Here is a 24,805-nt window from a genome sequence, read left to right on the forward strand (position 1 = left end):
CAGAGCGGTAGCGCAGGCGCAGTTGGACCCAGCTGTCTGCCTCGCGCAGATTGATCCCGCGGTCGAGATAGAAAAGTTGCCCGATCGGCGCGAAGGCGGGGCCGAGTCCGGAGCGAGCGGAGACCGCGTCGCAGTTCACCTACCGCGTAAGGTAGCTGCCTTCAGTCGCGGGCGTCTCCGTTGGCGCGGATCGGGCGTGCGATGGACGCGGGGGAAGAGGTTCACGACGGACCTTCCTGGAGGACAGAACGGCTCTTGCGCCGACCTCGTTCGAGTGCAGAACAGCGTCGCGGTGGGGCGGTGACCGGGCAATCGTCCGGTCCTGCAGGAGGGAGCCGGAGGCCTGCGTTCCCGGGCGGTGGCTCCACTGTCGCTGCGTAGGTGTCCCTCCCGCTGGGACCAGAGGACGCCTGAGCTGGGCCTTACAAGGCGACTATGAGGCGGAGTTGCTCAAGGCGGGCCTTGGTGTGGTCGAAGCTGCTGGGCAGGGTGTTGGTCCCCTCGGCAAGAAGTGCCCGCAGGTACAAGGAGGCCGAAAAGACCCGCACGTCCACGGGCAACGTGGTGTCGTGCGAGGTGGTCGTGAGGTCTGAGAACCAGTGTCCCTGGCGGGTCACGGGGCGCCAGTAGGCCAGGATCCTGGTTGGGTTGGTGGCCTTCGTCTCGGACAGGCCGGCGGGCCGGGGCTGGGGCGGCGTAAGGGGCAGGGCAACCTTGTTCGTGTCGGTCCAGACGGCTTTTGTGAAGTGCTCGTTCATCAACCGCTGCCATTCGCGTCGGCCGTCGGCGGCTGCGTCGGTGCCGGTGCTCCTCCCGTCCATCGATGAGGCGGTCCGCATCTTGCACTCCACGGCGACGAGTTCATTGCTGTCCAGAAGCAGCCAGGCGTCCAGGTCTCGAGGGATGTTCTTCAGGGCGTTCTTGCGTTCCTCGGATGAGGCGTGGGCTGGGGCGAACGCGGTGTTGTCGCGATGGGGGGTGCCCGGGAGTTGCTGGACTGTTCGGCTTTCCCGTTGGAGGGCGTGGGCCAGGGCGTCCAGCAGGATGCCTTCTCCGAGGAAGGCAGACAGCGCGCCTGTCAGGGAACTGCACTGGCAGGCGCGCGGTGCGCAGGCGACGTCGAACTGCTGAAGGAGCGCGGATATGCGGTAGGTGACGGGACTGCTGGTGGCGGGGCGGGATGCTCGACGGCATGCGGGGTCGGACACGGCGGGGCTCGCTTTCGTACGCAGGCTGGGTGCCTTGGATCCTGGCGAGCCGGAAGGTAGCACCGAGCGGTGGGACGAGATGTTGCCGCCGACGCCGCTCTCATCCGTCGCGACGCCGAGGTTGCCACCGAGCGCCATGCGGCCATCAGGCGCCGTCGTCAACGTCGACGGTGAAGCCGTCGCAGCCGTCGTCCTCGTAATGGTCGGCATCGTCCACCTCGTCCTCCTCGTCGGCGTTGGTCTGGCCGGTGAGGTGTTTCAGGAGCGCGGCGGGCGTGCGGACTTTGATGCGCGTGCCGTTGTCGTCCAGGACGAAGGACGCGTCGCGCCAGTTGCCGTCGTCCGCGGTCCGGGGCTCGAAGTAGAGGGTGCAGCCGGTCACCAACGGCAGGCTGGCGGTGCCGTCGGGGTGGCCCTGCCAGCGGTCGCGGGAGGTCAGCAGGCCCCCTTTGTAGTCGTAGCGCAGGGGTTGACACCATGATGCGGTGGCGGCCCGGTGGGCCGCGTCGATGGCGATGTCGCGCTCCAGGCGGGTGAGGACCTTCGCGTCGGAGCGGGCGGCGTTCGTCCGGTCAGTGCCCGAGCGTGCTGTGTCCTCGGTGCGGGCATCGCCTACCCGGTCGATTCCGCTCAGCCGACGGCGTGCGGGGCCTGTGGCTTGGTCCAGAAGGGCGACAGTGGCCCCTCCCCCGGCAACTCCAGCCGCCAGGGCGGTGGCGAGGCGGACGCGCATGCTGAGGCGGGGTGAGGTCCGTCGGTAGACGGCGGTTCCGCTCGCGGCGGCCGCGGCGAGCGTGGAAGCAAGAGCGGCGAATCCGATCAGCAGGAGGCCCGCCTCGCGGGCCCGGCGGTTGGCGGGGGTGCCTTGGATGTCGAACAGGATGGGCAAGGTGGCCTCCAGCAGGTCGGTGTGGTTTCCCGTACGGCCACGGACCGTCCGTGGTCGCCGGAACATTCCGGCGGCGTCCTGGGAGCGCGGGCGGGAAGGAGCTCCCGGGCGCGGCGATCGATGAGCGTGGTGTCATGCGGCCGCACGTGGGGTGTCCGGGCGGTGGAGTCCGGCGGTGAGGGCGCGCGAAGTCGGCCGCGGCCTCCTCTTGCTGCCGGGTCCCTGGCGCTGCGTCGATGGCTCGGATGAGCGCGAACCCCACGATGGTGATGTCGGCGATGCCGCTGGCCTCCTGAGCTTGGGCCGGTTTGGAGATGCCGATGCCTACGCCGACGGGCAAGCCGGTCGCGGCCCGCAGGCGCTGCACGAAGGCGGGAGGCGCGTCATGGAGGGGGCCTGTCGAGCCGGTGACTCCGGCGACGGCGGGGGCGTAGAGCATGCCGCCTGCGGCGGCGCAGATACGGGAGAGGCGGGCGTCGGTTGTCGAGGGTGCGAGGACGAATACCGTGTGCAGACCGACGCGTTGGGCAGGTGAGCCACGCGTCGGATTTTTCGATCGGCAGGTCGGGCAGGATCGCTCCGGCGGCGCCTGCCTGGGCCAGGTCACGCGCGGCTCGGTCGAGGCCGTACTTGAACAGCGATGAAAAGTGCGACATCACGAGCACGCTCGCTGGCGAGGTGGTCAGGGACTGGAGGCTATCCAGGAGGTGCCGGACGCGGAATCCGGCGGCGAACGACTGAGCGCCGGCACGCTGGATGGCTGGGCCGTCGAGCGTAGGTTCGTGGTGCGGCCAGCCGAGTTCGATCACGTCGGTGACTTCGGCGAGGCGGTGCAGGATCCGCAGGCTCTGGGTCTGATTGGGGTAGCCCGCGGGCAGGTATGTGGCCAGGGCCGCCCGGTTGTCGGCACGGGCGTGCGCGAATGCCTGGTTGAATCGCGCGGGCGCGCCGGGCGCGGGTCCTGCCTGTGGACGGCTTGTGCCGCGCCAAGTCGCGTTCATGGGGCGAGGCAACCAGACCGCACGGCCTCGGGACGAGGCTCGGGCTTTCGCGTCTCGCCTCTCGGCTCCGCGTTCGGGGGTGCTGTTCCGTGCGGCGGGACAGCACCCCCCCCCCGGTGGGCGACGGTCAGTCGGGCATGCAGGGCTGCAGTGCGTGGACGGACCGGGTGATCAGTTCGAGTTGCTCGGGCAGCGGGGCACAGATCTCCCAGTCGCCCAGGTCCGCGAGGGCCTCACCGATCAGAGGGGCGAGAGAGAGGGTATCTATGTCCGGTGACGGCTGCTGGACGGCACTGACGTGGAGCGCGAGCGTGAGCGGGTCAGCCACGTCGTGGAGTTGGGGGCTGAGGGTACGCAGTTGCGTGATCGCCTGCTGCCGGAGAGGTTGGTCCTGCCAGGTCATCGGTTTGGCCAGCGGGCTGTCCGCGGCGTGCAGGAGGAGCTGGCGGCCGGTGTTCCAGCCGTGGTGCACGGCGCCGGGTTGTTGCAGGTCGGGGTGGCTGTCGGGCGTGAAGTTGGTTTGGGACGGGGGGATGTCGTCGATGCGCGTGATGGCCGGCATGTCTTCCTCGGTGTCGGTACCGCCGGTCGGTCCGGCGGGGCGGGCGAGGAGACCGTAGGGAGCGCCTGCGTTAGCCAGGCAAGGGGTCACACACGAGTGGGCGCGAGGTCCAGGTCCGCAGGGTCGGGCGTTGTGGGGGTGCCTGCTGGTAGGAGTAGAGATACAGGAGCGTGAGCCCGCACAGGGCAAGAAACCGTCCGTCATGGAGCAGGTCCCGGTATCCCGTGGCTGCGGAGGCGGCGCGCCGGTGGTGTGTCTTCACCGGAGGCCCTGCGCCGATCTTGCAGATGAGCACAGTGGTCGCGACGGTGAGGTCGGATGTTGCGGCGACGTGGAAGAGCGCGGTGATGTGGTTGTCGGCGCGAGCGGTTCCGACGGCCCCAGCCACTTCCCACGCCAATATTGGACACCCGGTAGAGGCGTGCGTACGCCGCCCGCGGGCCTGCTCGGGCACCAGGTCGGCGAAGAGGGCGAGGACGGCCGGGCGGGGAGCGCCGAAGAGGAGTCCCACGGCGAGCGCGGCAGCGGTCGGGGTCGCAGGCGTGCGCTGCGCGGCCGGCTGCGGCAGTGCCGGGCGGGCTCGGTCTGAGGACGCGGGGAACATGAGGGAGTTGGTGCGGGCTGGTGCCGGTGGCGCCGCCCTGCGGGAGACGATCTGCATGTGGGTTCCGTGGCGTGGACCAAGGGGCGGTGTCCGGGTGCGGTCGGACCGCAGGCGGGGTGCCCGGTGATGATGGGTGGCCGGGCGGCCCTGTCCCGTGAGGCGGAACAAGGCAGCAGATCGCGGCGCCAGGGCGTGGGACGTTCGCTGCCGGTGAGCCCGTGCAGCACGCGGCGGGGTGACGGTGATGCCGCTACTCGGCCGACCCGCGCGATAGATCGGACCCCACCTGATGGACCTGCTGGAGAAGTGCCGCGCCTATCTGCGTGCTGATGAGGCACGCGATGCTGGGCTCTACCCGTACTACCCGGCCTTTCAGGGCCCTGCCGAAGGTGGGCAGGCGGTACTGGACGGAGCCGAGGTCTGCATGCTCGGCGGCAACGACTACCGGTCACTGAGCGATAATCTGCAGGTGATCGGTGCCGTACAGGACGCGATCGCCCTGTATGGGACGTCCACGACCGGCTCCCGGCTGCTGAGCGGGAACCTCGATCTGCACGAGGAGCTCGAGGCGGACCTCGCGGACTTCTTCGGCTACGAGTCGGCCCTAGTGTTCGCCACTGGCTACATGACCAACCTCGGTGTCGTTTCGGCGCTGGCCGGGCGCGGTGACATGGTGTACCTGGACGAGAAGGCGCACGCCTCGCTGATCGACGGGGCGCTGCTGGCTGCGGCCTCCGGTGCGGTGGTGCGCTGGTTCGGCCACAACGACCCCGATGATCTGGCCCGGCAGCTGGCGGCCGCACCGACGCAGTCGGTCCTGGTCGCCACCGACGGGGTGTTCGCCATGGAGGGTGAACTGGCGCCGGTGCCCGAGCTGGTCGCGGTGTGCGAGGAGTACGGCGCCACGCTGCTGGTCGACGACGCCGACGGGGTGGGGGTGTTCGGGCGCGGACGCGGTGTGATCAAGCAGGCCGGGATGCAGGGCCGGGTGCCGGTGATGACCCTGTCATTCAGCAGGTCTCTGGCCTCGCAGGGCGGCGCGGTCCTGGCTGATGCCAAGACGATCGACTTCCTGCGGCACACCTCTCGGACACAGATTCACTCGGCCGGGCTGAGTCCGGCCGACACTGCGGCTGCGCACGCGGCGCTGCGCGAGATCCGCCGGCGGGCCGGTGCCGAGCCTGACGCACTGGCGGCGGCGGAGCACCTGCGGCGGGCACTGGATGCGATCGGGTACGACGTGGCCGGGAGCTCCAGTCCGGTCATGCGGGTGCGGTTCCCCGACCAGATCGCGATGCTCTCAGCGCAGCGTCTCCTGGTCGACCACGGGGTCTACACGAACGCCGTGCTGCCGCCAGCCTGCGAGGGCTTCCAGTTGAGGATCGCGTGCACGGACGCGCACACCCCCGACGTGCTGGAGGGGGTGATCGGCGTCTTCTCTTCGCTGCGCGAGCACTTGCTCCCCCGCTACCGCCAGGCGGCCTGATGTAGAGTCCGCGACGCGATGCGCAAATCCGCCTCTGAGCACGCAATGGATCACGCAACCTGTGGTGACACCGAAGCTGTTCCTGCTCTGCACCGCGCTGGGACGCGTGGAGTGCGTACTGCCGACCGATCGGACGAGTGCGCATCGAGCTCGGATTCCGGCGTTTCCGCAGGAACCAGTGCGCACGAAGTCGCAGACCCTATACCTGAACCGTTTCGACAGCCGTGGTCACCGGTGCCAGCCGCAGGAACGGGCAGTACTCCGCCCGCGCCCTGGCAAAGCACGGGTAGGACCTGGTGCTGCACCGAAACGCCACACTCCGCGGTCCCGTCCGGGGCCGCTCAGGCAGGCGGCTTGCCCCACCCACCGAGGTCCGCGACAGCACGAGACCTCACGATGTAAGGAACGCCATGGCCATTCCCACCCTCAGCTCCGACGACCGCGACGCTGCGCGCGAGAAGGCCATTCTCGCCCGTCAGGCACGAAGCGCGGTCCGGGCGAGCCTCAAGGCCGGAACCCTCACTCTCGCCCAGATTCTGGACAGGTCCGACACCATCGTCGGCCGCATGCCGGTACGACAGCTGCTGACCGCGCTGCCCGGGATCGGACAGGTACGCGCCACCCGTTCGATGAACGCCTTGGGCATCCCGGAGGGGCGCCGCGTGCAGGGTCTGGGGCCCGCTCAGCGCGCCAAGCTCCTGGAGGAGTTCCCGGCCGCCGCGTAGACAACTTGTCTGGAGGCCGCCGCTGTGACTTGCAGCGGTAGTTGTCACCGGTGCCGGTGGTCGACCTGCGGCTCGGCACTGGAATCTCAGCGGTACCTGTCACCAGATGCACGAGCTTGTTGTCACCAACAGCACGTTCGCAGCCGTAGTTGTCACCACGCCGACGAACCCGAGAGTCGGTGACCCGCGGCGTCGTACAGGTCCCTGGCCGTCGACCGGCGCGAGCATCCGGGCGGTGACAGTTCGCGCTGCGAGGTGACAGCTATCGCGAGCAGTCACAGCCGCGGCGCTGGGCTTGGTCAGCTGCCTGCGGGGATCTTGCCGACGGCGGCTTCCATGTGGCGGTCCACCAGGGCGGGTGCGCCTACCAGCATGACCACGACGTTGCCCTGGCGTACCGCCATTGTCTTGAGCACCTGCTTTCCGGAGGGCAGTTCCATCGTCGAGGTGTAGGCGAACTGCTCGTCTCCGAGCTCCGGGGTGGACGACTTGGTGACCTTCACCTCGATGGGGGTGGTGCCCGCCGTCATCGTGTAGGTGGGACACGACGTGTAGGTACCGAACAACTTGCGCAGCTTGCTGGAGAGCACCGAGGGACGGTCGCTGTGCAGTTCTTCACCGAGCGTGGCGTCCGTGTCGTAGGTGAAGCTGGCCTCCGCCTTCGCAGCGAACATGGTCTCGTCGCCGCTCTGCCCCAGTTTCTCCAGTGAGGGGCAGCCCTGGACCGAGACGTCGTCGAACTCCCCGCTGTCGGGCTTCTCCTCGACCTGGACGTATCCGGTGCCGAGGTCCGCCTGCGAGAGCAGCAGAGCGCCCAGGGCGCCTTCGGCGAGGGGCTTCGGTTCCGCCGCCGGCTTGGCCTGGGGCTTCGCGTCGCTGCCTCCTCCCCCGCTGCCGCTGCTGCACCCTGTGATCAGTACGCCGCACAGAGCGGTGGCCAGCAGCCACCGTCGTGTCCCGGACGTTGAGATGCGCATAAAGACTCAACTCCCTCCCCGATTAACGGGACATGACACTACTGCCTCGTGTCGATCAGTGCCTCCCGCCCCACGCGTGTCGCCGTCCCGGTGCGCCGGGCGGGCCATGTCTCGATCCGCAGTAGGCGGCCGCCGAACCCGCGCGCCGCGCGCATGATGAGCAGCAGCTGGGCGGCGACTCGCCGTATGCCGTCCGGGCCGCATGGCGGAGCGGGATGCTGGTCGCGGGCGCGCTCGACCAGGTCCATCAAGAGTGATGCCAACAGGGCTGGTTGCCCGCTTGGGACCCGGTGGGTGGCCCCCTCGGCCACGTGGACGCGCGCGTGGGCGATGCGGCGAGCCGGCAGGTGTAGACGGGTGGGATGACCCGGTCCTGAGCCCCGGTGACCGGGTGGACAGGAATGCCCTCCAGAGCGGCGAGGCGCCCCGCGACGTCGAAGTCCAGGATCGCCGGGCCGCGCTGGGGTTAGAGGCCGCGCGGATAGGTGCGGTTAGGGCCCCGGTAGCAGAACGGGCACAAGTCCTGGTGATCACGGAGTTGCGATGCTCTGTGCTCAATGGGGAGACTTGTGCCCGCGCTTCCCTCATGGCTGACAGAACCGCTCTGGGGCCAACTCACGCCTGGCAGAACGCCTTCTACCGGCTCGGCCGCTGCTACGAGCCGCACCACCGTCATCGACGCCCTGGGGCCTGGAGGAGGTCGTTCAGGGTCCGGCGCGAGTAGCCCAGGGCGCTCGCGGCCGTCGTGGCGTTGCCGTCGTGTGCCAGGTACACCGTCCTGGCGGCGTTCTGTCGGCTGGTGCGGATCTCCTGCTGGACCGTCTCGCGCACGAGGGGGCCGATGACGCGGGTGGCGTGCTCGTACTCAGTCGCGACGTCGCGTGCCTCCCAGTAGGCCGCCGCCTGGCGCTCAGGGTCCGGCCCCGGGTCAGGCACCTCGAAGCTGAGCAGGTCCGTGAGCTCACGGGCAGCACGGGCAGCGCGGGCCAGCAGCGGCAGTTCGGCCTCGTCCGCCAGCAGCGACCAGTGAGCCCGGTGGATGAGGAGAGCGGCGTGCTGGGAGGTGCACTCCACCCACTGGTCCGGCTCGCTGTCGGACTGGGAGGTGGTGGACAGCAGCCACTGGCCGCGCTGAGTCACCCACAGGCTGAACGCGCGCCCCTCATCGCGTAGCACCTCGTCGTCCTGGTCCAGGACCCTCTGGGCGGTGCTGAGATCAAACCACCGAGCTTCCTGCCAGGGGAGGTCTGCCGCGGTGGCGGTGACGTCATCCACGGCACCGGTGATCACGGCCCACTCGACGTCGTCGCTGGGCAGTGTCCGTTGCCCCTCCTCATCCTTGATCGCGTAGTCTGCCGCGGCGAGCAGAGCACGCGTCGCCTCGTCGTCCAACTCGTCGCCGCCGGTGAAGCCGGCCGCATCCTCCCAAGTGAGCCCGGTCAGCTCCTCCGACAGCCTCCGCCCGTGGTGCACGAGGCAGTCCCAGCCGTCCTCTCCTAGGACGATCGCGGTCTCGCCGTGCCTGCTTCCACGCTCGAACAGCTCCGTCAGCAGTTCGGCAGTGATGGTCAGAGCCATGGTGTGCCCCCAGGGAAGTTGAAGTGCCGAGGTACCCCGACACTTCAACCGTAGGGGTACCCCGCCAGCTGGGCAAGAGGCGGCACTCCTCTGAGCGTTGAGTAAGAGGTCGCGCGCGGATAGACGTGCGGTCACGGTCGGCGGTTCGGGCGTTCGTCCCAGCGGTGAGTCGTCCTTGCCTACCTGATCAGGCTACGCACGGTAATGACCGTGTCGTAGAGGTCGAAGAGTGCGTCGATGACGGTGGTGCGCCGCTCGTAGCAGCGGGCGAGCCGGTAGAAGGCGTTCTGCCAGGCGTGAGTGCGTTCGACATGCCAACGCTGACTGGCCTGGACGGGCGCCTTCTCACCCTTGTGCGCGATGCGTCAGTGCAGGCCGCGTTCGTTGAGCAGAGCGCGGGTCTTGTCCGAGTCGTAGCCGGCGTCCAGGTGCACGGTGATGTCGTCGGGCAACGGTCCCAGGTCGTCCAGACGGTCCAGGGTCGGGGCGAGCAACGGGAAGTCGTGACGGTTGGCGCCGGCCAGGACACGGCCCAGTGGAATCCCGTATCCGTCCGTCATGCCCGAGCGCTTGAGGCCCTGTTTGCCGCGGTCGACCAGTGAGCGGCCGGCGGCCTCGCCGCCTCCGGGGGCCTTGGTGATGGAGCCGTCGACGGCAATCTGGTCGAGGACAAGGCCGATGATCCGGTCGTAGGAGTCCAGCGCCATCTGCTTGAGCCGGGCGAACACGCCCAGGCGTATCCACTCGTCGCGACGGCTGCGGATCGTGGTGGCCGAGCAGGTTGTGTCGGCAATCGCCTCGCAAGAGCAGCCGAAACGAAGCAGTTGCAGGAGCTTGTCGAAGATGACCCGGTCACTGTACGCCGCAGGAACGGCTGGGCGACGATGTGTCGCACCTCGGGGGCGAAGTCGGCACACAGCAGCCGCCCCAGCTCCAACCGTGATTCGTAGATCACGTGATCGCCGACGGTGGCCGACCAGTACGTACCCGAGTATTGCTGCTGCCCCTTGAACCAGCGGAACGTTCGCCACGGCCGGGCTTCCCCCAGCAGCCCGAGCGGCACCGAAGGCCAGTCCAAGTCCTCCACCACGGCCTCATCACCACGCCGGACACTCAGCCGTACCGGCGCAGCCACCGCTGTACCCATCGGACCACCAACCCTGCGTTTCCCGGGGCGACCCGTCGGCCGCCGAACGCTAGGGTCCTACCCTGATCGGCGTGAACAGGACGACTGGGGACGTCCAGTACTCGAAGGGGGAAACTACTCGCTCACTCGGCATGACCAGCCCCGTGTCCTATTGGCCACGCGGTGGCCATCGTCGGTGGAGAATGGCCACGGGATCTGGAAACCTACAAGGCTCCTTGAGGGTTACGCAGACAGGCGTGCAGAGCGGATCTCGGCCGCGGCGCTGCGCAAACGCGCGACGCACTGGGGGTAATCGGTGCCGGAGACGAGTAGGTGACCGCTGCGCCGCAGGGGTCCTACACGGCGCTCAGCCGGATAGGGATGAAGGGTGGCGTACGGGGTGACGTGGGAATGCGCTGCCGCGTTCGGAGGCAGCGGCAGCGTGGCGCCGGAGCCCTGGAGGAAGTGCACGGCAGTCGCGCCGAGACGGTTTTCGTCGGTGAGGAAGGTCAGGCCGAGGGCATGCCGGCCAGCCTGGGAGATGAGGTCAGCTCCGGTCACCTGCTCGATCAGCATGCCCAGCAGGGGGTCTGTGAGGTGGGTCGTGACGCTGATGATCCGTGGCCCGGTTGATGTGAGCCGCATGCGGATCTGCGCCGGGCCTGAGCGGTGTCCCAGGGCGGACAGCGCCCGGCTCGCCGAGTCCTCGACGGCGGGTGCGCAGACATCGTCCGCGTCGACCACCACTTCCACCGGAAGCAGCGCGGGTTCGGCCTGCGGGTCGAAGGTGGTGTGGGAGATCGCAACGACCTTGGGGCCGGATGGGGAGTCGGCGGTGTAGGCCGTGGCTTCGATCCCGTCCAGCAGTGGTTCGATCACCGTGCCGGTGCCGGGCCAGGTGGCGGCAGTGGCGGCCGACAGGGCTTCCGCAAGGCTGGGTATGCCGGTCACCCGGCGCGCGGCGTACCGCGTGCGGGGGGAGGCGGGCTTGCACACCAGCGGGAAGCCGACCTGATGCGCTGCTTCCAGGGCCTGGTCGTAGGAGTTCGCGTGGACGGCCCCGCTGTTGTCCACGCCGGCACTGGTGAGAAGTTGGGCCGTGCGGTGGCGCAGGGTGGTTGCTTCGATCGTCGCGGTGGATGGTCCGGGTAGCGCGAATTCCTGACGCAGTAGAGCGGCTGCGCGGTCATGGGCGGGATGAAAGGCCAGCACGCCTGCGATGGGCCAGGTGGAAGCCAACTTTCGGACCTCGTCGAGGACTCGGGGAGGGTCGAGGAGATTGGCGGTCCGGGCGCCGGCAAGATGCGGGCGTTGCCAGGTCGGCGTCTGCGCATCGATGAGGAGGAGTGGCCCGACTACTGCGAGACGTTGCATGGCGTGCTCCCACTCCGCCTGCGGTCCGCTGCCCAGGACGACAAGGTGCCCGGTGGGGCCGTCTCCCCGGCGGGACGCGTGGGTGTTCACGGGCGGTGCTCCAGAGTTGAGGACGTGGTGCGCTGGCTGGCGGTGTCAGAGGGTTCGGTCACTCTCTCTGGGTTGTCGGGGCGGGGCAATGGCTCCTCGTTCAGGTTCCCCGGCTGCGGTCGACATGAGGCTCGTTGTGTCACAGCGCGGGACGTGAACTGAACTTCTGATTGCGGCTGGCGGGACGCGGTCCACGCGATGGGAGAAGACGGCATTGCTGCAGGTCACGTGAGGTCTGCGTGGAAGGCGGTTCCACGGGGTGAGTCCCCCCGGCCATGTCTTCGCGCCCCGGCGCCCCACGGTTTCCGCGGGACCTCGCAACTTGGCGAAACATGCTCTCACCTGCGGATACTCTGCTTGGTGGGAGTCAACTCCCGGTGCGCGCAGCATGTTTGGGGGTGTACTGGAAGACCCTGTTCCTGGAAGGAGTGGTTCCTCCACAAGATTCCGTCCGCACGGTAGAGATGTCCTTGGCGGGCCCCGTGAGGCGGGATCCACCGCAAGCATCTACCAGGAGGGACTGCCAGTGATCGACACCGAGCTTGTCGAGGCCGCCAGCACGGTGGACGACGGAATGACCGCCCACGCCCGGGTCTACCTCGTGCTTCAGACCTTGAACGGCATGGGGCCCGGTCTGCACCCACTGCGGCGCATCATCGACGAGTCCGGCGTCGCCAAGTCGACTGTGCACCGCATCCTGAGCGCCGGTGTGGAGGCCAAGCACCTGATCTATCGCAAACCAGGCCGGTACGGCATCGCCACCGATGTGGCCAACCACCGCCCGGATGCGAGCGTCCACCTGAACCTGCCGCACGACAGTGCCCTTGACCGTGAGACAACGGTACTGCAGCGGCAGACCGCGCAGGTGGCCATGGCCTTCAGCGCCGTACTGATCGATGACACACCCGGCCGGCTCATGCTCGATCACACCTGTGGCCGCCGCAGCGATTTCCAGGCGGCGTTCAACCATGCCGACCCAGACACCAAAGTGGCCCTGCGGTACGCGCCGCTCACTGCGGATGCTGCCGGACTCGCGATACTCTCGCACCTCGACGGCGCTCCTCAGAGCCACCTCATGCGGGAGATACGCTCCGAGGGCTACGTGCTCACTCAGTCACCACTGCCGGACTGGAAGATGCTCGGCGTCCCCTTGTGGCGTGGCTCGACCGTATACGGCTCGCTGGTGGTCATGGGACTCCGCCCGCAGATGGAACGCAACCGTCGGGAGTACGCCGCGGCCGCGCTGGCCTGCGCCGCGCGGCTGAGCGCCCGCTGCGAGCTGGGAAGCGGCGCGATGCGCCTGGCCAGCTGAGGCGCTCGCTCTGAGGGTTTAGTTGGCACATGAGCACGTCAGTTGGCGGACTTGATCCTGTAACGCTGTGTTGCGATCAGTTACGAAGAACGATCCTCAGCGTCCATCAGGTACTGCTGCTGTGTGGGTGCTTGAGCGAGGTAACGGACACGAAGATTCCATCGAATTGCAGTCAGCTTGACCATTTTGTCACGCTGTACGCCAGGGCTGCGGGGTCGGTTGCGGTTCGGGACCAACTGGCTGTGTCGGTGGAGCTCGACGTGGCAGGTGGATGCTGGCGAGGTCTGTTGGTCGGTCCGGGATATGGATCACGTTCCGGTGCTGCCGTCCCGGCCGATGCGGGGATTCACCTGGCGGGCGATGCAGCGGCACCGCCCCGGTCTTGACGTGATGGCCTCAATTGGCAGGAAGCACGACTTCGAGTCACTGGAGGAAATGTGCCTGCTGGTCGCGCTGGACTTCTTGAGGGCCTCAACTGGATCGTGGTGATCAAGAGTGTCCACGCTCAAGGGGAAACGCTCCACGATCTAGGTGGAGGGCTCCTGCGTCGAGAACCCTCAAACCCGGACCACGAAGTCTCTCTGAAAGAGTGTCCGCATGGGTGAACTCGTAGAGCGCGTTGACGATCAGGACCGTGTGATCCGACCGGTGGAGCGTGGTGAGGCGGTTCGGAACCGATGGCTATACAGGATGGCTATGGTTCTCGTCCGTGACCAGTCCGGCCACTATCTGGTGCATCAGCGCCCAAAAGACAGCTCCCGCTTCCCGGGCGAGTACAGCTGGCTTGTCGCCGGCGCCGTGGCGGTCGGTGAGTCCTACGAGGCCGCGGCTTCGCGGGAACTGTTGGAGGAATTTGGAGTGGAGTCGCCGGTTCGGCCTCTCTTCAAGTTCCTTTGTCATGGGGAGTTGAGCCCCTACTGGTTCGCCGTACACGAAGTCATAGTCGAGGACCGGCGCGTCGCGGCCAATCTGTCAGAAATTGCCTGGCATGGCTGGCTGACGGAAGGGGAACTCGTGCAGGCCATGGACGCGTGGCACTTCGTGTCCGACAGCCGCGACGCCTTCGCTCGCTACCGGGCCCTTGCCTCGCAGGGATAGTGACCGGCTGGTGCATCGCTCGCCTGGCAAGCTCCGGTTGCCCCGGTTTGCCCCACCCGGCCTGTCTGAACGGCAGATGTTCCACCGGCCGGGTGGTCGTCACTCAGCGTTGCGCCAGAACGCGTGCTGTCCGCGCCAGGATTCTCGTCCTGGTCAGCGCCCTGGGATGCTCACGCATGTGGATCACGTCCATGAAGGCCTTGTTGACCACTGGATCGATGACAGATGCGGCGGTAACCCTGTCGCCGGCCCAACGAATCAGCCGGTAGCCCCGAGGGTAGGGCCCTGTCACATGAGGCTGGGCGAGATCGGCGGTTGTCGACAGCTGCCAGGCTGCGTCGACCACGGCTCGAACTCTCTCGAAGTACCCCCGGGCCGGCTGATGAGGGGAAGCGCCTGACTGAAGGTGCGCGGAGAGCGAGGTTGCTGCCAGGGCCGCCAGCGTGAGCCCTTGGCCGTAAATCGGGTTCACCGAAGCCACGGCGTCACCGACGACTACCAGTCCTCCCGGGAATTTCCGGAGACGGGTGAAGTTGCGGCGCTGGCTCTCACGGAATGTGAAGGTCTGCACGCTGCCGTCGAGCTCGCATTGCTCAGCCACCTCGCGAAGAGGCGCGACGCAGCGCCGCATCCGGCGCCGGAATTCCCGGGGGTCGTGTCCGGGCCTGTAATCGTTGTATCCAACAAGGACCACGGACCAGCGGTCTCCCTCAACGGCTGCGAGCGCTCCTGGCTCGCTCAGGCGTTGCTGGTAGTCACTGGCCGGTCCGGGTGACGCATGCGCGATGACGGTTTCCGGCAGCTCCGCGCCCCGGCGGAACATGGCGGTGGCGTAGCCGAGGTCCACCTTCATCCGGTCCATGGGAGGCTGCTGCCATCCATGATTGACGAGCCATGTTCCCAGTCGGCTCGATCGGCCCATCGCATCGACAACCAGGTCGGCTTCCAGTTCGTCGTGAGCCAAGGATTCCAGGCCGGGCTGCATGGATGACAAGCGCACCCCGCTGACGCGAGATCCACTGAAAACGAGGTCGCGTGCTTGTGCTGCCTGCACGTTCACGTTCTCCAGTGCCAGGACCCGCCGTCTCACGTGTTCCTCAATGAAGGGGCGGGTGGCTCCGAGCATGGTGCTCTCGGGCGCGCAGGGTTTGAGAACTCCGTCGATGTAATACTGCACTGCTGGGCCCGTTCCCAGGCGAGCTCCCCCTTCGATCAGCTCCTTGCTGATGCCTGGGAACAAGCGCTCCAACTGTGTGTGTCCCATGGACAGAAGGGCATGGAGTTGCTCCTTGTGAGGGGCTCCGCGGCCTGTACCACCTGAAACGGCAGCGTCCGGCTCAAGAATGACCACCTCGGTGGCGTGATCACTCAGTACCCGTGCGGCGAGCATGCCTGCGAAGCTCCCGCCCATAACTACAGCACGTCGCACTCTGATATCTCCCTGTTCCCACTGGTTGGCCCATGGATGGCTTGTGGCTGTTTCGCCTTGAGGTGCCTGACCTGGTATCCGCTCAGACGACCCACTGCACCCAGCAGTACGGGCCTCAAGTAGGTGCGGCTACGGATGGTTTCCCCGCGGCGTGGTGGCGATGCCTGCTGTGCTGGTGTCTGGGCAGCGCCGTGGCTGAAGTCAGCCTGCACGGTCTGTCAAATGGTCCAGTGTGCTGTCCCGTCTGCCCATTGTGGAATCGACAGCGGGCTGCGGAGCAATCGACGAGGCCGTCCGAGATAGCGGGGTGGACGTTGGCTCGTCACGGCGCTCTTCCTCGAACTCACGCAAGGCTGCTGCGACGAGAGGGTGGGCAAGGGCTTGGGCCGCCAGAAGCAGACGGTCGCGCTCATCGGCCGCGGGGGTGTTCTCCCCGGGCAACGGTGTCAGGGGCCCGTCCGGAGGCTGAAGTGGACCCTGGTGATCGCCGAGTCCGCGCTCGTGTTTGAAGCGTTGCAGACGATTTGCCGCCTGACGCAGCGCGGCGGCCGTGGCGGCCGCCTGCAGTTCCTGCTCAGCCATGGGTACGGCGGCTCCCGGTTGCGCAGCGAGCCGTTCCTGGTGCAGGCGGTAGACGGCCTCAGCGGAACCCGGGGACACCCAGGGGCGCAGTGCCCGAATGCCGTCGAGAATCTCGATCACTCTGCGGTGCAGGTTGAATGTGACATTCGCTGCCAAACGGTGGTTTCGCGAGGAGTCCACACTAAAGGCAAGGTTCTGGTCGACGCCGGCGACGACCAGTTCCCACAGGGGCTGCAGTGCCTTGAAGTCACGTCGTTCGCGAAGCCATGCGCCTATTGCTCCGCCTGACAACCCATAGCACATGATGATGGTGCCGACGACCCCGCAGGTCGAGCCGAAGACGCCGACGGTGTCAAGGGTGTGATTCCCGAAGGCCGAGAGGACGATGGCCGGAGCGCCGCAGACCACGTACCCGAAGACTCCCAGCATCGCGATACCGAACGCACGCAGTGAATGCTGCAACTGGGGATCGTCCAAGCGTAGTTGACGGCACTGGCGGAACGTGTTCAGCGTGCCACTGGAAAGCGTGGCCAGGAAGACGGTCAGGAACAGCAGGACCATGGGGTCTTCTGAGAAGGCGGTGTTGAACCGCAGCGGATCCGCAGGTCCGGCGAGATCTGCAAGCGTGAAGAAGAGGACCATCAGTGCTGCGGCGGCGATGTAGACCGCGCTCCACGCGCTAACCGTACGCCGCAAGGAGGAAGCTCTCTGCCGAAGCCGGGGATCCCAGAGCAATGTGATGATGTGTACCAGGGAGAAGCAGATCAGGATACCCAGGTAGACCGGGAGGGTCGCAAAGCTGGGTTGGCCTGTCACCTCTCCGACGTTCCTGTATCCCTCGGGAGATGCCATGGCATAGACCATCGAAGCGCACAGAAACATCGATGTGGTCAGTGCCAGCGTGGGTGTCGGGTCACGCCAAAGCGCCAAGGCCTTCCAGCACGCAATCGTGAGGGTGGCGGCGGCGATGAACAGGTACACGACATTCGACAGATGCTCAGACACCTGACCTCCGGTGAGAGAGGACTGAGGTCAGGAAGCCTGTCTGGTGCTGGTCACTTCGCAGCTGAAGGTGCCTTTCGAGCATCACGGTGGCGAATGCCTCTGCGCGTCGCTCGTGGGCCTCTTCATAGTGCGACCGAGTCAGCACCTGGAGCACGGGGCCGGGCTTGAGACCGGGCAGCAGCTGACGCACAACATCCTCGGACATCGGCTGGCGGGTGCTGTCCTCGGCCGGGTGCTCTTCCCAGAGATGGAAGAGTTCGTGAAGGCTCGCGTGGAGCTGGGTGAGTTCGCTGGCATGAGAGTCCACCACGATGAAGTCCCGGTCCTGGCCTCGGGCGCAGAATCCCGAGACCTCGGGCGGCAGCGGCGCCCGAGTGAGGGTGATGGGCTTGCCCCGCTTCCTCGCCACGGTGTCGACGAGCCCCTGAAGTGTTCGCACGCCCGAGAGCCCGAGGTCACGCCGGATGAGCCGGGTGGCTGATTGCGTAGCGACAAGAATCTTCAACTGCTCGCGGAGCGAAGACCGCAGGGAGCCGGGCGGCCGGTCCTCGCTGCCGCGTCCCTGGTGGTCGCCTGGCCTGGGTCGAGGTCCGCCCGCTGACTGCTTGTTGCTCCGGTTCTCATTCATGACTCAGTTGAAGGCCTAACTCCGCACTACGCCGTGCCGACGGATTCGCTAACCGTGAATTCATCTCAGTGGCCCATGCCCCCGCCGCCATCGACGGGGATCACTGCGCCGGTGATGTATGAGGCTTCTGCGGAGGCCAGAAAGGCAACGGCCGCAGCGATCTCCTGCGGTGCCGCCATGCGTCGCAGCGGGATCTGCTCGATGAGTGCGGCACGCTGGTCCTCCGGCAGCTGCCGTGCCATGTCAGTGTCGGTGAGCCCGGGAGCGACGACGTTCACGGTGATGCCTCGGCTGCCGTACTCCCGAGCAAGTGAACGGGCCAGCCCGATCAGTCCGGCCTTGGAAGCGGCGTAGTTGCTCTGGCCGACTTCACCCCGCATCGCGACGGTGGATGAGATGAGCACGATGCGCCCGCCCTTGCGGAGCATGCCCTTCAGAGCCCGGCGGGCCATCCGCGCGGGGCCGATCAGGTTGGTGTCGATGACTGAGGTGAGGGCCTCGTCATCCATGCGTAGCAGCAGCCCGTCGCGGGTTATGCCCGCGTTCGCCACAAGCACATCGACGGGACCGTGGGCCTCCTCGACCTCCTTGAATGCCTGGTCCACCTGGGCCGTGTCAGTGACGTCGCAAGACACGGCCATCAAGCCCGCCGGCGCGGCGCCCGTGCGGTGCGTGATGGCTACTCGGTCGCCCTGCTCGGCGAATCTACGGGCGGTGGCCAGCCCAATTCCCCGGTTGCCACCGGTGATCAGCACAGAACGGTTCAAGTCGTCCCACTTCCCCTCCCCGTGAAGCTGCACCAGGCAGAAGCCCCGGGTTCAGCTGCTCAGCAGATCTCGATCAAACCAGCGCGCTTGTTCTGTTTTTGATTGCCGCTTCCAGCGGATACTGCCGCGTTACGGTGCTGGCAGTACACCAGTTGGGCACGCCCGCACGCGGAACTTCTGGGGCGGCCCAGTGCCGCTGCTTCCTGCGGGGCGCTCTTTGCATCGGCTCGACCGGAAGGGGAGAAGGTGCAGTTCGGGGCTCTGGCCAAGAGGTCGATGGCCGTGTTGGAGCCGTGCCATGACCCCGCGCTTGCGCCCAGGCCGCAACGTACCCAACTCCACTCCAAAACCGCCAGTCTGGTTTGCTATGCAGATCTTTGCGGACGGGACGCTGTAGATCTACGGCAAATTTTTTGCACCAAATCCCCTTCTGCGCATCACGAACCTCATGACCACGAGACACAGGAAGGGAATATGGTCAAAAAGACCAAGAAGCCCAGGCATCCCATCGGTGAACTACTGGAGCCCAAGAGGGCCCTGATCCGCCCGGAGTCCGTCGGTCTGCCCCAGCCGCCCGCGGACCGCCCCGGCCCCAAGGCGGAGGGACTCACACAGAACGACATGGATATTCTTCTCAAAAGGTCAGGAAGGACCTATAACCGTCTCGAATGCGGTCAGTTGCGATTCCCACCCGACGACTACCTCGTTTCTGTGGGCCGCCTGCTGAACCTGACAGCGGACGAGTACACCATGCTGTGGCTGCTCGCCCGGGGCCACCGCCCCACCCATCCGCTCCACCCGCCAACAGGGCTGGCCGGCCCTGAACTGTGGCAGGAGGCGTGCGACGGCCAACGCCACATGATGTACGTGACCGACCTGGCCTGGACGCTGCTCGCCCACAACAGTGCCTTCGCGGACATGTTTGCCCACGGCGTTGCACCAGCGAACACGGCGAGATGGATGCTGCTGACGGAGGAGGGCCGCACCACCCTCATGGACTGGGAGACCACCTGGGCTCCGTCTCTGTCTGCCCAGCTTCAAGCCGCTCTCGCGGAAAACCCCAGCAGCGAAGTCCTGCAGAAGATCGACGCCGACGTGCGCGCTGACGCGGTCGCCGGCCCGATCTACAACTCCGTCACCACGCCGTCGATCGCTCCGGACGGGGTCGTGAGGCGACTGCGTCATCCGCTGTACGGACCGGGGGCAGCGAAGATGGTAGCCGCCAATCCGTATGCCTCCCCTGGCGCGCGGATGATCATCGTAATCTTCGAGCCAGAGGAGACTGCAGAGGACGGGCGCCAGGACATCTCAACATCCTCACACTAACGCAGGTGTTGTGTGGCCTTCTTCACAACTCCTGACCGGCGAGAAGTGATCAGAATGCGAGCATGCATATTCCAAACGAACTCGCCGAGATCGCTCCCGGTGTCCACGCCTGGCTCCCTGACTTCCCGGGTACGTGGGGGATGGCGAACTGCACTCTGGTCGCCTCGGACTCCGGCGCGCTCCTTGTGGACACTCCGTACACGGCCGCGCTGACAGAGGCTCTGACAGCGGCGGCCCACCGCGTGCTGCCGCCATCGGCCTCAATTTCCACGGTGGTCAACTCGCACGCCAACGGCGATCATTCATATGGCAACGGGTTGTTTCCTCACGCCGAGATCATCAGCACAGACGCGAACCTGGCGCATCTATGCGCCGAACCGGAACCTGCTCAACTTCAAGCACTGCTCGACCAATGCCGGACCGACGAACCGTTCGACCGCTACATGCTGGCCCACTTCGGCCGCTACGACTACCGCCGGCTGCGCCTGGCCCCGCCCACCCGCACCTTCAGCGGGCAACTCGATCTCCAGGTCGGCTCGACGTCTGTAGAACTGATCGAGGTCGGGCCCGCCCACACCGCAGGTGACCTCATCGTCCATCTGCCGGACCACGGCGTCGTGGTTGCTGGCGATGTCCTGTTCATCGGGGATGTACCCGTGCACTGGGCCGGTCCCCTCAGCGGCGTTGTCGCCGCCTGCCAGCAAATACTCGACCTCGATCCGCACGTGGTGGTCCCCGGCCACGGCCCGCTCGTCGGCACCGCCGAGGTCCGCCGCTACATGCACTACATCACCGAACTCCGCGAGCGGATCCACACCCTCCACACCCAGGGAATGGACGTCGAGAGCGCGGCGTCCTTGCTCCTGCACGAGTACCGTCGCCCCGACCTGGGCCTGTCCGAACGGCTTGCAGTGCTGACCGCGACGGAGTACCGCCACCTCACGCCGACCACCGACCCGCTCCACCTGGTCCAGATTCTCGGTGCTGCCGTGCGCCTGGCTCCCGACTGTGTCCCGGCAACGGTGCCATCACGCGACACCCTCATGGCCGAGCTCGAATCGCTCATCTGACACGCTCGACCCACCGCCCTCTTACCCGGAGCTGCCCATGCCCGCTGCCTACGTCACGCGTCCCTGCATCGCTCTGCCCTCCCACAAGATCACCACAGACGAAATCTGTGAGGACATCAAGCGAGCCCATCCCACGCTGCCCCGCCTCGGCGTCATGCTGCGCTACGCCCGCCGAACCCAGGTCCTCACACGCCGATTCACCCAGCCTCTCAGCCACCCCACAGTTGGCGGCAACGCGCCTGTTGCCGACCGGAACCAGGTGGCCTTCGCAGACGCGGCAGAGCTGGCCGTGCGTGCCGCGAAGCAGTCCCTCGAATCCTCCGGCCTCACCGCGGCTGACGTGGACTGCGTCGTAACCTCGCACACCACCTCGTGGACCGTGCCCGGCCTGGATATTCACCTCATCGAAGAACTCGGGCTGCGCCCCGACGTGCGCCGCATTCCCATGAGCACCCTGGGCTGCGTGGGCGGGGCGCACGCCCTGACCAGAGCCGCCGAGCACGTTGCCGCGCGGCCCGGCACCACCGTGCTCGTCGTCGTTGCAGAGACGCTCAGCACTGTCTACAACCATCACGACACCAGCGTCGAGTCCATGATCTACAAAACGCTGTTCGGTGATTCAGGCGGCGCGTGTCTGGTCACGAGCGCGCCGCTGGGTGCGGGTCTGCGCATCGACAGCACCTGGGAGTACGTCCTGCCCGACAGCCGCAAGCGCTACGCGGGCAGACTCGACGCCAGCGGCCTGCACTTCGACTCCCAGAAATCGGCCACCAAGGCTGTCAGCGACATCATGCCCGCTCTCCTGGGTCACCTGAACCAACAGCGCCTGGACGCGATCGAGTTCACCGTGCTACACCCCGGCGGGCCGCGGATCATCGAGGACGCCGAGCACGGCCTCGGTCTCGAACATGCCCCCGGCCAGGGAGACGCAACCAGGACAACACGACATACATGGGCCACGTTGCGTGAAGACGGCAACCTCGGCGGAGTCGGCGTCCTCGCCGTACTGGACCGCACCCACGACGACCCGCCCGCCGGGGGCGCACGTGGCCTGCTGCTGGGTGTCGGGCCCGGATTTGCCGCGGCCGGGGCCACAGCCACCTGGCTTCCCTGAGCCCGGAGAACGCCGCTGAGCAGGGGGTCCTCAGGCCGACGGCATCGCTTCACAGGTGCGCCGCACCGGGCTGATGCGGGACGGGCCGGGCGCCGGCCCGGTCAACGGCCGCTCGAGGGGCCACACTGCCCCGCCCGAACCCGGCAGATCAGATCATGCACGCGTCTAAGTCTCGTGTTGACCCGCCAGCCTCTGCGACGCAGGAACCTCAGGGCCTTGCAGAGGGGTCGCTGACCGGTGGCTCGCCTTCGGACCGCATGAACTTCAAGAGGTCCCACACCAGGGATATGACCTTGCGCCTTTTCCTGGACGGCAGCGAGAGCATCCTGTCGGTGAGTTCCCTGACTTCTGGATCCTCGTAGTCACGCCTTGGCTGATTCAGGGCGGCAGTAAGCGCCTCTCGCAGCTCGTGCCCGATCCTTCCCGAGTCTCCGCCGGCCGCGCTGCTCCGCATGGCCACCTGCGTGATCCCCTTGCCCTTGAGCAGAGCCAGATGGGTCAGTTGGTCATGAACCGGCTGCAGGGCCCTGAGGAGCGCTTGGCCCTCGCTGGCAGTGAAGAAGCCCGGCGCGACCCCGAAGAACCTCTCCAGGCTGGCGACCACCGGCACCTTGGGAGTCCGCAGCCCATTGAGCATGTTGCTGACCGTCGAGTGGGAGATGCCGGTACCGGCTGCGATTTCGTCGAGCGTGTACTTCTTCCGGTCCTGCTTCAAGCGGGTCTCATGAAGGAAGACGAGCCGGTTCTTGAAGATCGTCTGAGGGTCTTCCGCAGTCTGTGGTTCAACGCCGTCGAGCAGTTTCGTTACCCGACCAACTGGGATGCCTGTCCTGTGGGAGATATCGCCAATGTCGATGAGATCGCGATCACGACCGAGCAGTGCGAGAAGTTCGTCTATTGAGGCGACGGCGGCTGCCAGGTCGTTCGCCTGCGACGCGTCAGGGGCGGCATCCATAGCCGGGGCGGTCTCCTGCTTCGTAGGCGGGTGCAGCCGCGGTCTAACGGCTTCTCAGACAGTAGCGCCCGCACGTATCTCACGTCACCTAGTGCAGTCACAATCGTGACAGGCGATGGTTGCCCGCGATCCACGCAGAAGGCCGAACGTCTCGGGATTTCCACGTTTGTTGACAAGATTGGCGGCCTGCATCAGGATCGCTTCCGTACTTCCGATGCTGACCGACGGAAGGCATACCTGGCTCCGTACTGCGTGTGCATCGCTTGAAAGCCGTCTTCGCTCCGTCGTTCATCGTCCTGCCGGCGGGAGTCACCTGAAGCGAGCTGTCACATCACAGAACTGAGGATCTGACCAGCCCGCGGTCCCGAATCGGGCCGCAGCATCGTCGAGGGGGAAACACATTGAGTACGGGCGTGCGCACGGAGGTCATGGGCTCAATCGACACCGCTCAATTTGCGGTGGACCTACATGCCAGGCGTCTGTCAGAGCTCATCAAGGGCAGACGAGAGAATCTTGGACTGAACCAGGAGGACGTCGCCGCGAGGCTGGAGATCACCTCTCGTGCGTACGGCAACTGGGAGCGGGGGATCGTCAAGGAGTGGACCGACCACAAACTCTACGCACTTGCAGACGCCCTCGAGATGACCGACTTCCAGACCGCCCGTGTCTTCTGGCTTGCGGTCGGGCGGGCCCCACAGCCGGAGCTGCGTCCCCTGGCCCGGGAAGCAACCAGGCAGAAGTCCGCCACCGCCGCGTTTCTCAGCGATTACAGCATCATGATGGATGCCTTCTCACTTCCCACATGCCTCATCGACCACGGGTGGAACGTGAAGAGAGCAAACAGGGCATACCTCGACCTCTTCCGCTCCGTGCGACCTCACCCCACAGCCTTCCCGTCCCGCAACTTTCTGCGCTTCGGGCTGTTTCACCCTGACGCCGCCATGGTCTTCGCAGGTCATCGTGACTGGCAGCTATCCATGCTCGCCCAGCTGGCATTCAGCCTGGAGATGCATGACCACCCATCGCTCCAAGCTATCCGCCGGGAGGTCTGTCGCGACCCTCAGCTCGAACACGCATACCACCACGACATGCCGGACTGGCTATTGGGGCCAGGCGCCGACCTGGTGCACGACGAGGGAACAGTCCGGGAAGTACGACACCCCGATCCCCACGTCGGCCTCCAAGGATGCCGCCTCGTGGAGGAGACGCCGCGTTCCCTGCAGACTGTCGGACTTACGCGCATCACATTGGTACTGACAGCCCCCGGCAGAGACCGCCCCACCCCGGAGCACCCCCAAGTGCACAACCAAGCCTGGGCGGGCGCAGCGTTGACCTGTTCTCCAGAACCGTCAGCCCGCACTGCGAGGTACAGCGGCAGGAACGCCTGGCCGAGGGAAGTACCCAAGATCGCCAGTTAGCTGCCGGTGGCTCGGAAACCTACGCCGCCCCCAGTACGTGCCCTGCAGCGGACAGACGTGGCTGAACAGCTGATCTGGCATCAACGGGAGGAAATATGGCTACGAACTCTCAAGCGCCTCGTGAGCGCAAGAATCTCGACCGAACCTGCGCAGCAGCCCTCGCCCTGCTCCAACTGTCCTCCCGCAGACACAAGTTCTGGTTCATCGTCGAACGTAGCGGCTTGTCGAGCGCGGAGGTCCAACGCCGGCTCCTTCAGCTCATCGACGCCAAACTCTGCCAGCTGCTGCGCAACGCCGTCCGGGCCGCTGTGGAACGGACAGTGTTCGTCGCCCGCCCCGACTTTGCCGCCGGCCAGGCATCGTGAGCTCTCCTGGTCGAGTGCGGCTCGCCCAGCTGATCCGCCAGCCTTCGACGCCGGATCAGTGGTACACGCTGAAGGGCGCTAGTACACAACTGGGCCAACCGCCGACCACGCCAAAC

Annotated in this window: 23 protein-coding genes and 2 pseudogenes; 9 read left to right on the forward strand and 16 right to left on the reverse strand. The window is 66.5% G+C overall.

Translation table 11 applies throughout. The features are described 5' to 3' along the window. Nucleotides 1-422: 422 nt before the first annotated feature. From ACFYY1_RS29945 to ACFYY1_RS29970, 6 genes and pseudogenes are all read right to left on the reverse strand, one after another. A complete protein-coding gene (locus tag ACFYY1_RS29945) occupies nucleotides 423-1,346 on the reverse strand; it encodes a hypothetical protein (protein WP_388591142.1) in 924 nt (307 codons plus the stop codon). Between the two features lie 7 nt (nucleotides 1,347-1,353). Beyond that, nucleotides 1,354-2,163 (reverse strand): hypothetical protein, encoded by an 810-nt coding sequence (locus tag ACFYY1_RS29950; RefSeq protein ID WP_388591144.1) that lies wholly within the window; start codon nucleotides 2,161-2,163, stop codon nucleotides 1,354-1,356. Nucleotides 2,164-2,356: 193 nt separating this feature from the next. Continuing rightward, a pseudogene (locus tag ACFYY1_RS29955) lies at nucleotides 2,357-2,569 on the reverse strand (tryptophan synthase subunit alpha); the annotation flags it as partial. Further along, on the reverse strand, nucleotides 2,481-3,098 hold the full coding sequence (locus ACFYY1_RS29960; RefSeq protein WP_388591145.1) for a tryptophan synthase subunit alpha: 618 nt from the start codon (nucleotides 3,096-3,098) through the stop codon (nucleotides 2,481-2,483). The pseudogene ACFYY1_RS29955 and the gene ACFYY1_RS29960, both read right to left, overlap by 89 nt. A 127-nt stretch (nucleotides 3,099-3,225) precedes the next feature. Beyond that, the gene (locus ACFYY1_RS29965) at nucleotides 3,226-3,660 is read right to left on the reverse strand and encodes a hypothetical protein (RefSeq protein ID WP_388591147.1); all 435 of its coding nucleotides are present in this window, start codon (nucleotides 3,658-3,660) and stop codon (nucleotides 3,226-3,228) included. Nucleotides 3,661-3,730: 70 nt separating this feature from the next. Next, nucleotides 3,731-4,321 (reverse strand): hypothetical protein, encoded by a 591-nt coding sequence (locus ACFYY1_RS29970; protein ID WP_388591149.1) that lies wholly within the window; start codon nucleotides 4,319-4,321, stop codon nucleotides 3,731-3,733. A gap of 232 nt (nucleotides 4,322-4,553) precedes the next feature. Between ACFYY1_RS29970 and ACFYY1_RS29975 the strand changes: the two genes are divergently transcribed. Both ACFYY1_RS29975 and mihF read left to right on the forward strand, forming a co-directional pair. Next, nucleotides 4,554-5,750 carry an aminotransferase class I/II-fold pyridoxal phosphate-dependent enzyme gene (locus ACFYY1_RS29975; protein ID WP_388591150.1) on the forward strand — a complete coding sequence of 399 codons (1,197 nt, stop codon included), beginning with the start codon at nucleotides 4,554-4,556 and terminating at the stop codon, nucleotides 5,748-5,750. A gap of 410 nt (nucleotides 5,751-6,160) precedes the next feature. Then, nucleotides 6,161-6,475 carry an integration host factor, actinobacterial type gene (mihF, locus tag ACFYY1_RS29980; RefSeq protein WP_388591152.1) on the forward strand — a complete coding sequence of 105 codons (315 nt, stop codon included), beginning with the start codon at nucleotides 6,161-6,163 and terminating at the stop codon, nucleotides 6,473-6,475. 299 nt (nucleotides 6,476-6,774) lie between these two features. On the opposite strand, the gene ACFYY1_RS29985 is transcribed toward mihF, so the two are convergent. The 5 genes and pseudogenes from ACFYY1_RS29985 to ACFYY1_RS30005 form a co-directional block, all read right to left on the reverse strand. Continuing rightward, complete coding sequence (locus tag ACFYY1_RS29985; protein ID WP_388591154.1) at nucleotides 6,775-7,452, reverse strand: hypothetical protein; 678 nt, start codon at nucleotides 7,450-7,452, stop codon at nucleotides 6,775-6,777. A gap of 38 nt (nucleotides 7,453-7,490) precedes the next feature. Continuing rightward, complete coding sequence (locus ACFYY1_RS29990; protein WP_388591156.1) at nucleotides 7,491-7,715, reverse strand: hypothetical protein; 225 nt, start codon at nucleotides 7,713-7,715, stop codon at nucleotides 7,491-7,493. Nucleotides 7,716-8,124: 409 nt separating this feature from the next. Further along, a complete protein-coding gene (locus tag ACFYY1_RS29995; RefSeq protein ID WP_388591158.1) occupies nucleotides 8,125-9,030 on the reverse strand; it encodes a hypothetical protein in 906 nt (301 codons plus the stop codon). Nucleotides 9,031-9,209: 179 nt separating this feature from the next. Then, nucleotides 9,210-9,947, reverse strand: a pseudogene (locus ACFYY1_RS30000) (IS5 family transposase). A gap of 452 nt (nucleotides 9,948-10,399) precedes the next feature. Continuing rightward, complete coding sequence (locus ACFYY1_RS30005) at nucleotides 10,400-11,620, reverse strand: acetyl-CoA carboxylase biotin carboxylase subunit family protein (RefSeq protein ID WP_388591160.1); 1,221 nt, start codon at nucleotides 11,618-11,620, stop codon at nucleotides 10,400-10,402. A 526-nt stretch (nucleotides 11,621-12,146) separates the two neighbouring features. Between ACFYY1_RS30005 and ACFYY1_RS30010 the strand changes: the two genes are divergently transcribed. Together ACFYY1_RS30010 and ACFYY1_RS30015 are read left to right on the forward strand one after the other, a co-directional pair. Then, nucleotides 12,147-12,932: a helix-turn-helix domain-containing protein gene (locus ACFYY1_RS30010; protein ID WP_351259657.1), complete on the forward strand. Its 786-nt coding sequence runs from the start codon at nucleotides 12,147-12,149 to the stop codon at nucleotides 12,930-12,932. Nucleotides 12,933-13,529: 597 nt separating this feature from the next. Continuing rightward, nucleotides 13,530-14,030: an NUDIX hydrolase gene (locus ACFYY1_RS30015; protein WP_388591162.1), complete on the forward strand. Its 501-nt coding sequence runs from the start codon at nucleotides 13,530-13,532 to the stop codon at nucleotides 14,028-14,030. 103 nt (nucleotides 14,031-14,133) lie between these two features. Here the strand turns inward: ACFYY1_RS30015 and ACFYY1_RS30020 are convergent, their stop codons facing one another. The 4 genes from ACFYY1_RS30020 to fabG all read right to left on the reverse strand — a co-directional run bounded on the left by ACFYY1_RS30020 (nucleotide 14,134) and on the right by fabG (nucleotide 18,441). Next, entirely contained in the window at nucleotides 14,134-15,420 is a 1,287-nt protein-coding gene (locus ACFYY1_RS30020) for an NAD(P)/FAD-dependent oxidoreductase (RefSeq protein WP_388591163.1), read from the reverse strand. A gap of 240 nt (nucleotides 15,421-15,660) precedes the next feature. Next, entirely contained in the window at nucleotides 15,661-17,046 is a 1,386-nt protein-coding gene (locus tag ACFYY1_RS30025; RefSeq protein ID WP_388591164.1) for an MAB_1171c family putative transporter, read from the reverse strand. Then, nucleotides 17,039-17,485 (reverse strand): hypothetical protein, encoded by a 447-nt coding sequence (locus tag ACFYY1_RS30030; protein WP_388591166.1) that lies wholly within the window; start codon nucleotides 17,483-17,485, stop codon nucleotides 17,039-17,041. The genes ACFYY1_RS30025 and ACFYY1_RS30030 overlap by 8 nt, the downstream gene beginning before the upstream one ends. A gap of 254 nt (nucleotides 17,486-17,739) precedes the next feature. After that, nucleotides 17,740-18,441, reverse strand: a complete 702-nt coding sequence (fabG, locus tag ACFYY1_RS30035; protein ID WP_388591168.1) for a 3-oxoacyl-ACP reductase FabG — start codon at nucleotides 18,439-18,441, stop codon at nucleotides 17,740-17,742. A gap of 474 nt (nucleotides 18,442-18,915) precedes the next feature. Between fabG and ACFYY1_RS30040 the strand changes: the two genes are divergently transcribed. The 3 genes from ACFYY1_RS30040 (at nucleotide 18,916) to ACFYY1_RS30050 (ending at nucleotide 21,951) form a co-directional block, all read left to right on the forward strand. Further along, nucleotides 18,916-19,767, forward strand: a complete 852-nt coding sequence (locus ACFYY1_RS30040) for an XRE family transcriptional regulator (protein WP_388591170.1) — start codon at nucleotides 18,916-18,918, stop codon at nucleotides 19,765-19,767. A 62-nt stretch (nucleotides 19,768-19,829) separates the two neighbouring features. Beyond that, complete coding sequence (locus ACFYY1_RS30045; protein ID WP_388591172.1) at nucleotides 19,830-20,837, forward strand: MBL fold metallo-hydrolase; 1,008 nt, start codon at nucleotides 19,830-19,832, stop codon at nucleotides 20,835-20,837. Nucleotides 20,838-20,874: 37 nt separating this feature from the next. Beyond that, nucleotides 20,875-21,951, forward strand: coding sequence for a PhlD (locus ACFYY1_RS30050; protein WP_388591174.1), 1,077 nt, complete (start codon nucleotides 20,875-20,877; stop codon nucleotides 21,949-21,951). Nucleotides 21,952-22,159: 208 nt separating this feature from the next. On the opposite strand, the gene ACFYY1_RS30055 is transcribed toward ACFYY1_RS30050, so the two are convergent. Next, nucleotides 22,160-22,906: a helix-turn-helix domain-containing protein gene (locus ACFYY1_RS30055; RefSeq protein WP_388591175.1), complete on the reverse strand. Its 747-nt coding sequence runs from the start codon at nucleotides 22,904-22,906 to the stop codon at nucleotides 22,160-22,162. A 413-nt stretch (nucleotides 22,907-23,319) separates the two neighbouring features. Here ACFYY1_RS30055 and ACFYY1_RS30060 point away from each other — a divergent pair, with 413 nt between their 5' ends. Both ACFYY1_RS30060 and ACFYY1_RS30065 read left to right on the forward strand, forming a co-directional pair. After that, entirely contained in the window at nucleotides 23,320-24,324 is a 1,005-nt protein-coding gene (locus ACFYY1_RS30060) for a helix-turn-helix domain-containing protein (RefSeq protein WP_388591177.1), read from the forward strand. A gap of 95 nt (nucleotides 24,325-24,419) precedes the next feature. Beyond that, entirely contained in the window at nucleotides 24,420-24,689 is a 270-nt protein-coding gene (locus ACFYY1_RS30065; RefSeq protein WP_388591179.1) for a hypothetical protein, read from the forward strand. The last annotated feature ends 116 nt before the right edge of the window (nucleotides 24,690-24,805 follow it).

The organism is Streptomyces sp. NPDC001890, from assembly GCF_042891445.1.
In the GTDB taxonomy this organism is placed as follows: Bacteria; Actinomycetota; Actinomycetes; order Streptomycetales; family Streptomycetaceae; genus Streptomyces.

What these genes read in the sequence shown, in the direction of transcription:
- ACFYY1_RS29945 (WP_388591142.1), bottom strand. Translation starts at nt 1,346, where the DNA reads ATGGCGCTCGGTGGCAACCTCGGCGTCGCGACGGATGAGAGCGGCGTC.
- ACFYY1_RS29950 (WP_388591144.1), bottom strand. Translation starts at nt 2,163, where the DNA reads ATGTTCCGGCGACCACGGACGGTCCGTGGCCGTACGGGAAACCACACC.
- ACFYY1_RS29960 (WP_388591145.1), bottom strand. Translation starts at nt 3,098, where the DNA reads ATGAACGCGACTTGGCGCGGCACAAGCCGTCCACAGGCAGGACCCGCG.
- ACFYY1_RS29965 (WP_388591147.1), bottom strand. Translation starts at nt 3,660, where the DNA reads ATGCCGGCCATCACGCGCATCGACGACATCCCCCCGTCCCAAACCAAC.
- ACFYY1_RS29970 (WP_388591149.1), bottom strand. Translation starts at nt 4,321, where the DNA reads ATGCAGATCGTCTCCCGCAGGGCGGCGCCACCGGCACCAGCCCGCACC.
- ACFYY1_RS29975 (WP_388591150.1), top strand. Translation starts at nt 4,554, where the DNA reads ATGGACCTGCTGGAGAAGTGCCGCGCCTATCTGCGTGCTGATGAGGCA.
- mihF (WP_388591152.1), top strand. Translation starts at nt 6,161, where the DNA reads ATGGCCATTCCCACCCTCAGCTCCGACGACCGCGACGCTGCGCGCGAG.
- ACFYY1_RS29985 (WP_388591154.1), bottom strand. Translation starts at nt 7,452, where the DNA reads ATGCGCATCTCAACGTCCGGGACACGACGGTGGCTGCTGGCCACCGCT.
- ACFYY1_RS29995 (WP_388591158.1), bottom strand. Translation starts at nt 9,030, where the DNA reads ATGGCTCTGACCATCACTGCCGAACTGCTGACGGAGCTGTTCGAGCGT.
- ACFYY1_RS30015 (WP_388591162.1), top strand. Translation starts at nt 13,530, where the DNA reads ATGGGTGAACTCGTAGAGCGCGTTGACGATCAGGACCGTGTGATCCGA.
- ACFYY1_RS30020 (WP_388591163.1), bottom strand. Translation starts at nt 15,420, where the DNA reads ATGCTCGCCGCACGGGTACTGAGTGATCACGCCACCGAGGTGGTCATT.
- ACFYY1_RS30040 (WP_388591170.1), top strand. Translation starts at nt 18,916, where the DNA reads ATGGTCAAAAAGACCAAGAAGCCCAGGCATCCCATCGGTGAACTACTG.
- ACFYY1_RS30045 (WP_388591172.1), top strand. Translation starts at nt 19,830, where the DNA reads ATGCATATTCCAAACGAACTCGCCGAGATCGCTCCCGGTGTCCACGCC.
- ACFYY1_RS30050 (WP_388591174.1), top strand. Translation starts at nt 20,875, where the DNA reads ATGCCCGCTGCCTACGTCACGCGTCCCTGCATCGCTCTGCCCTCCCAC.
- ACFYY1_RS30055 (WP_388591175.1), bottom strand. Translation starts at nt 22,906, where the DNA reads ATGGATGCCGCCCCTGACGCGTCGCAGGCGAACGACCTGGCAGCCGCC.
- ACFYY1_RS30065 (WP_388591179.1), top strand. Translation starts at nt 24,420, where the DNA reads ATGGCTACGAACTCTCAAGCGCCTCGTGAGCGCAAGAATCTCGACCGA.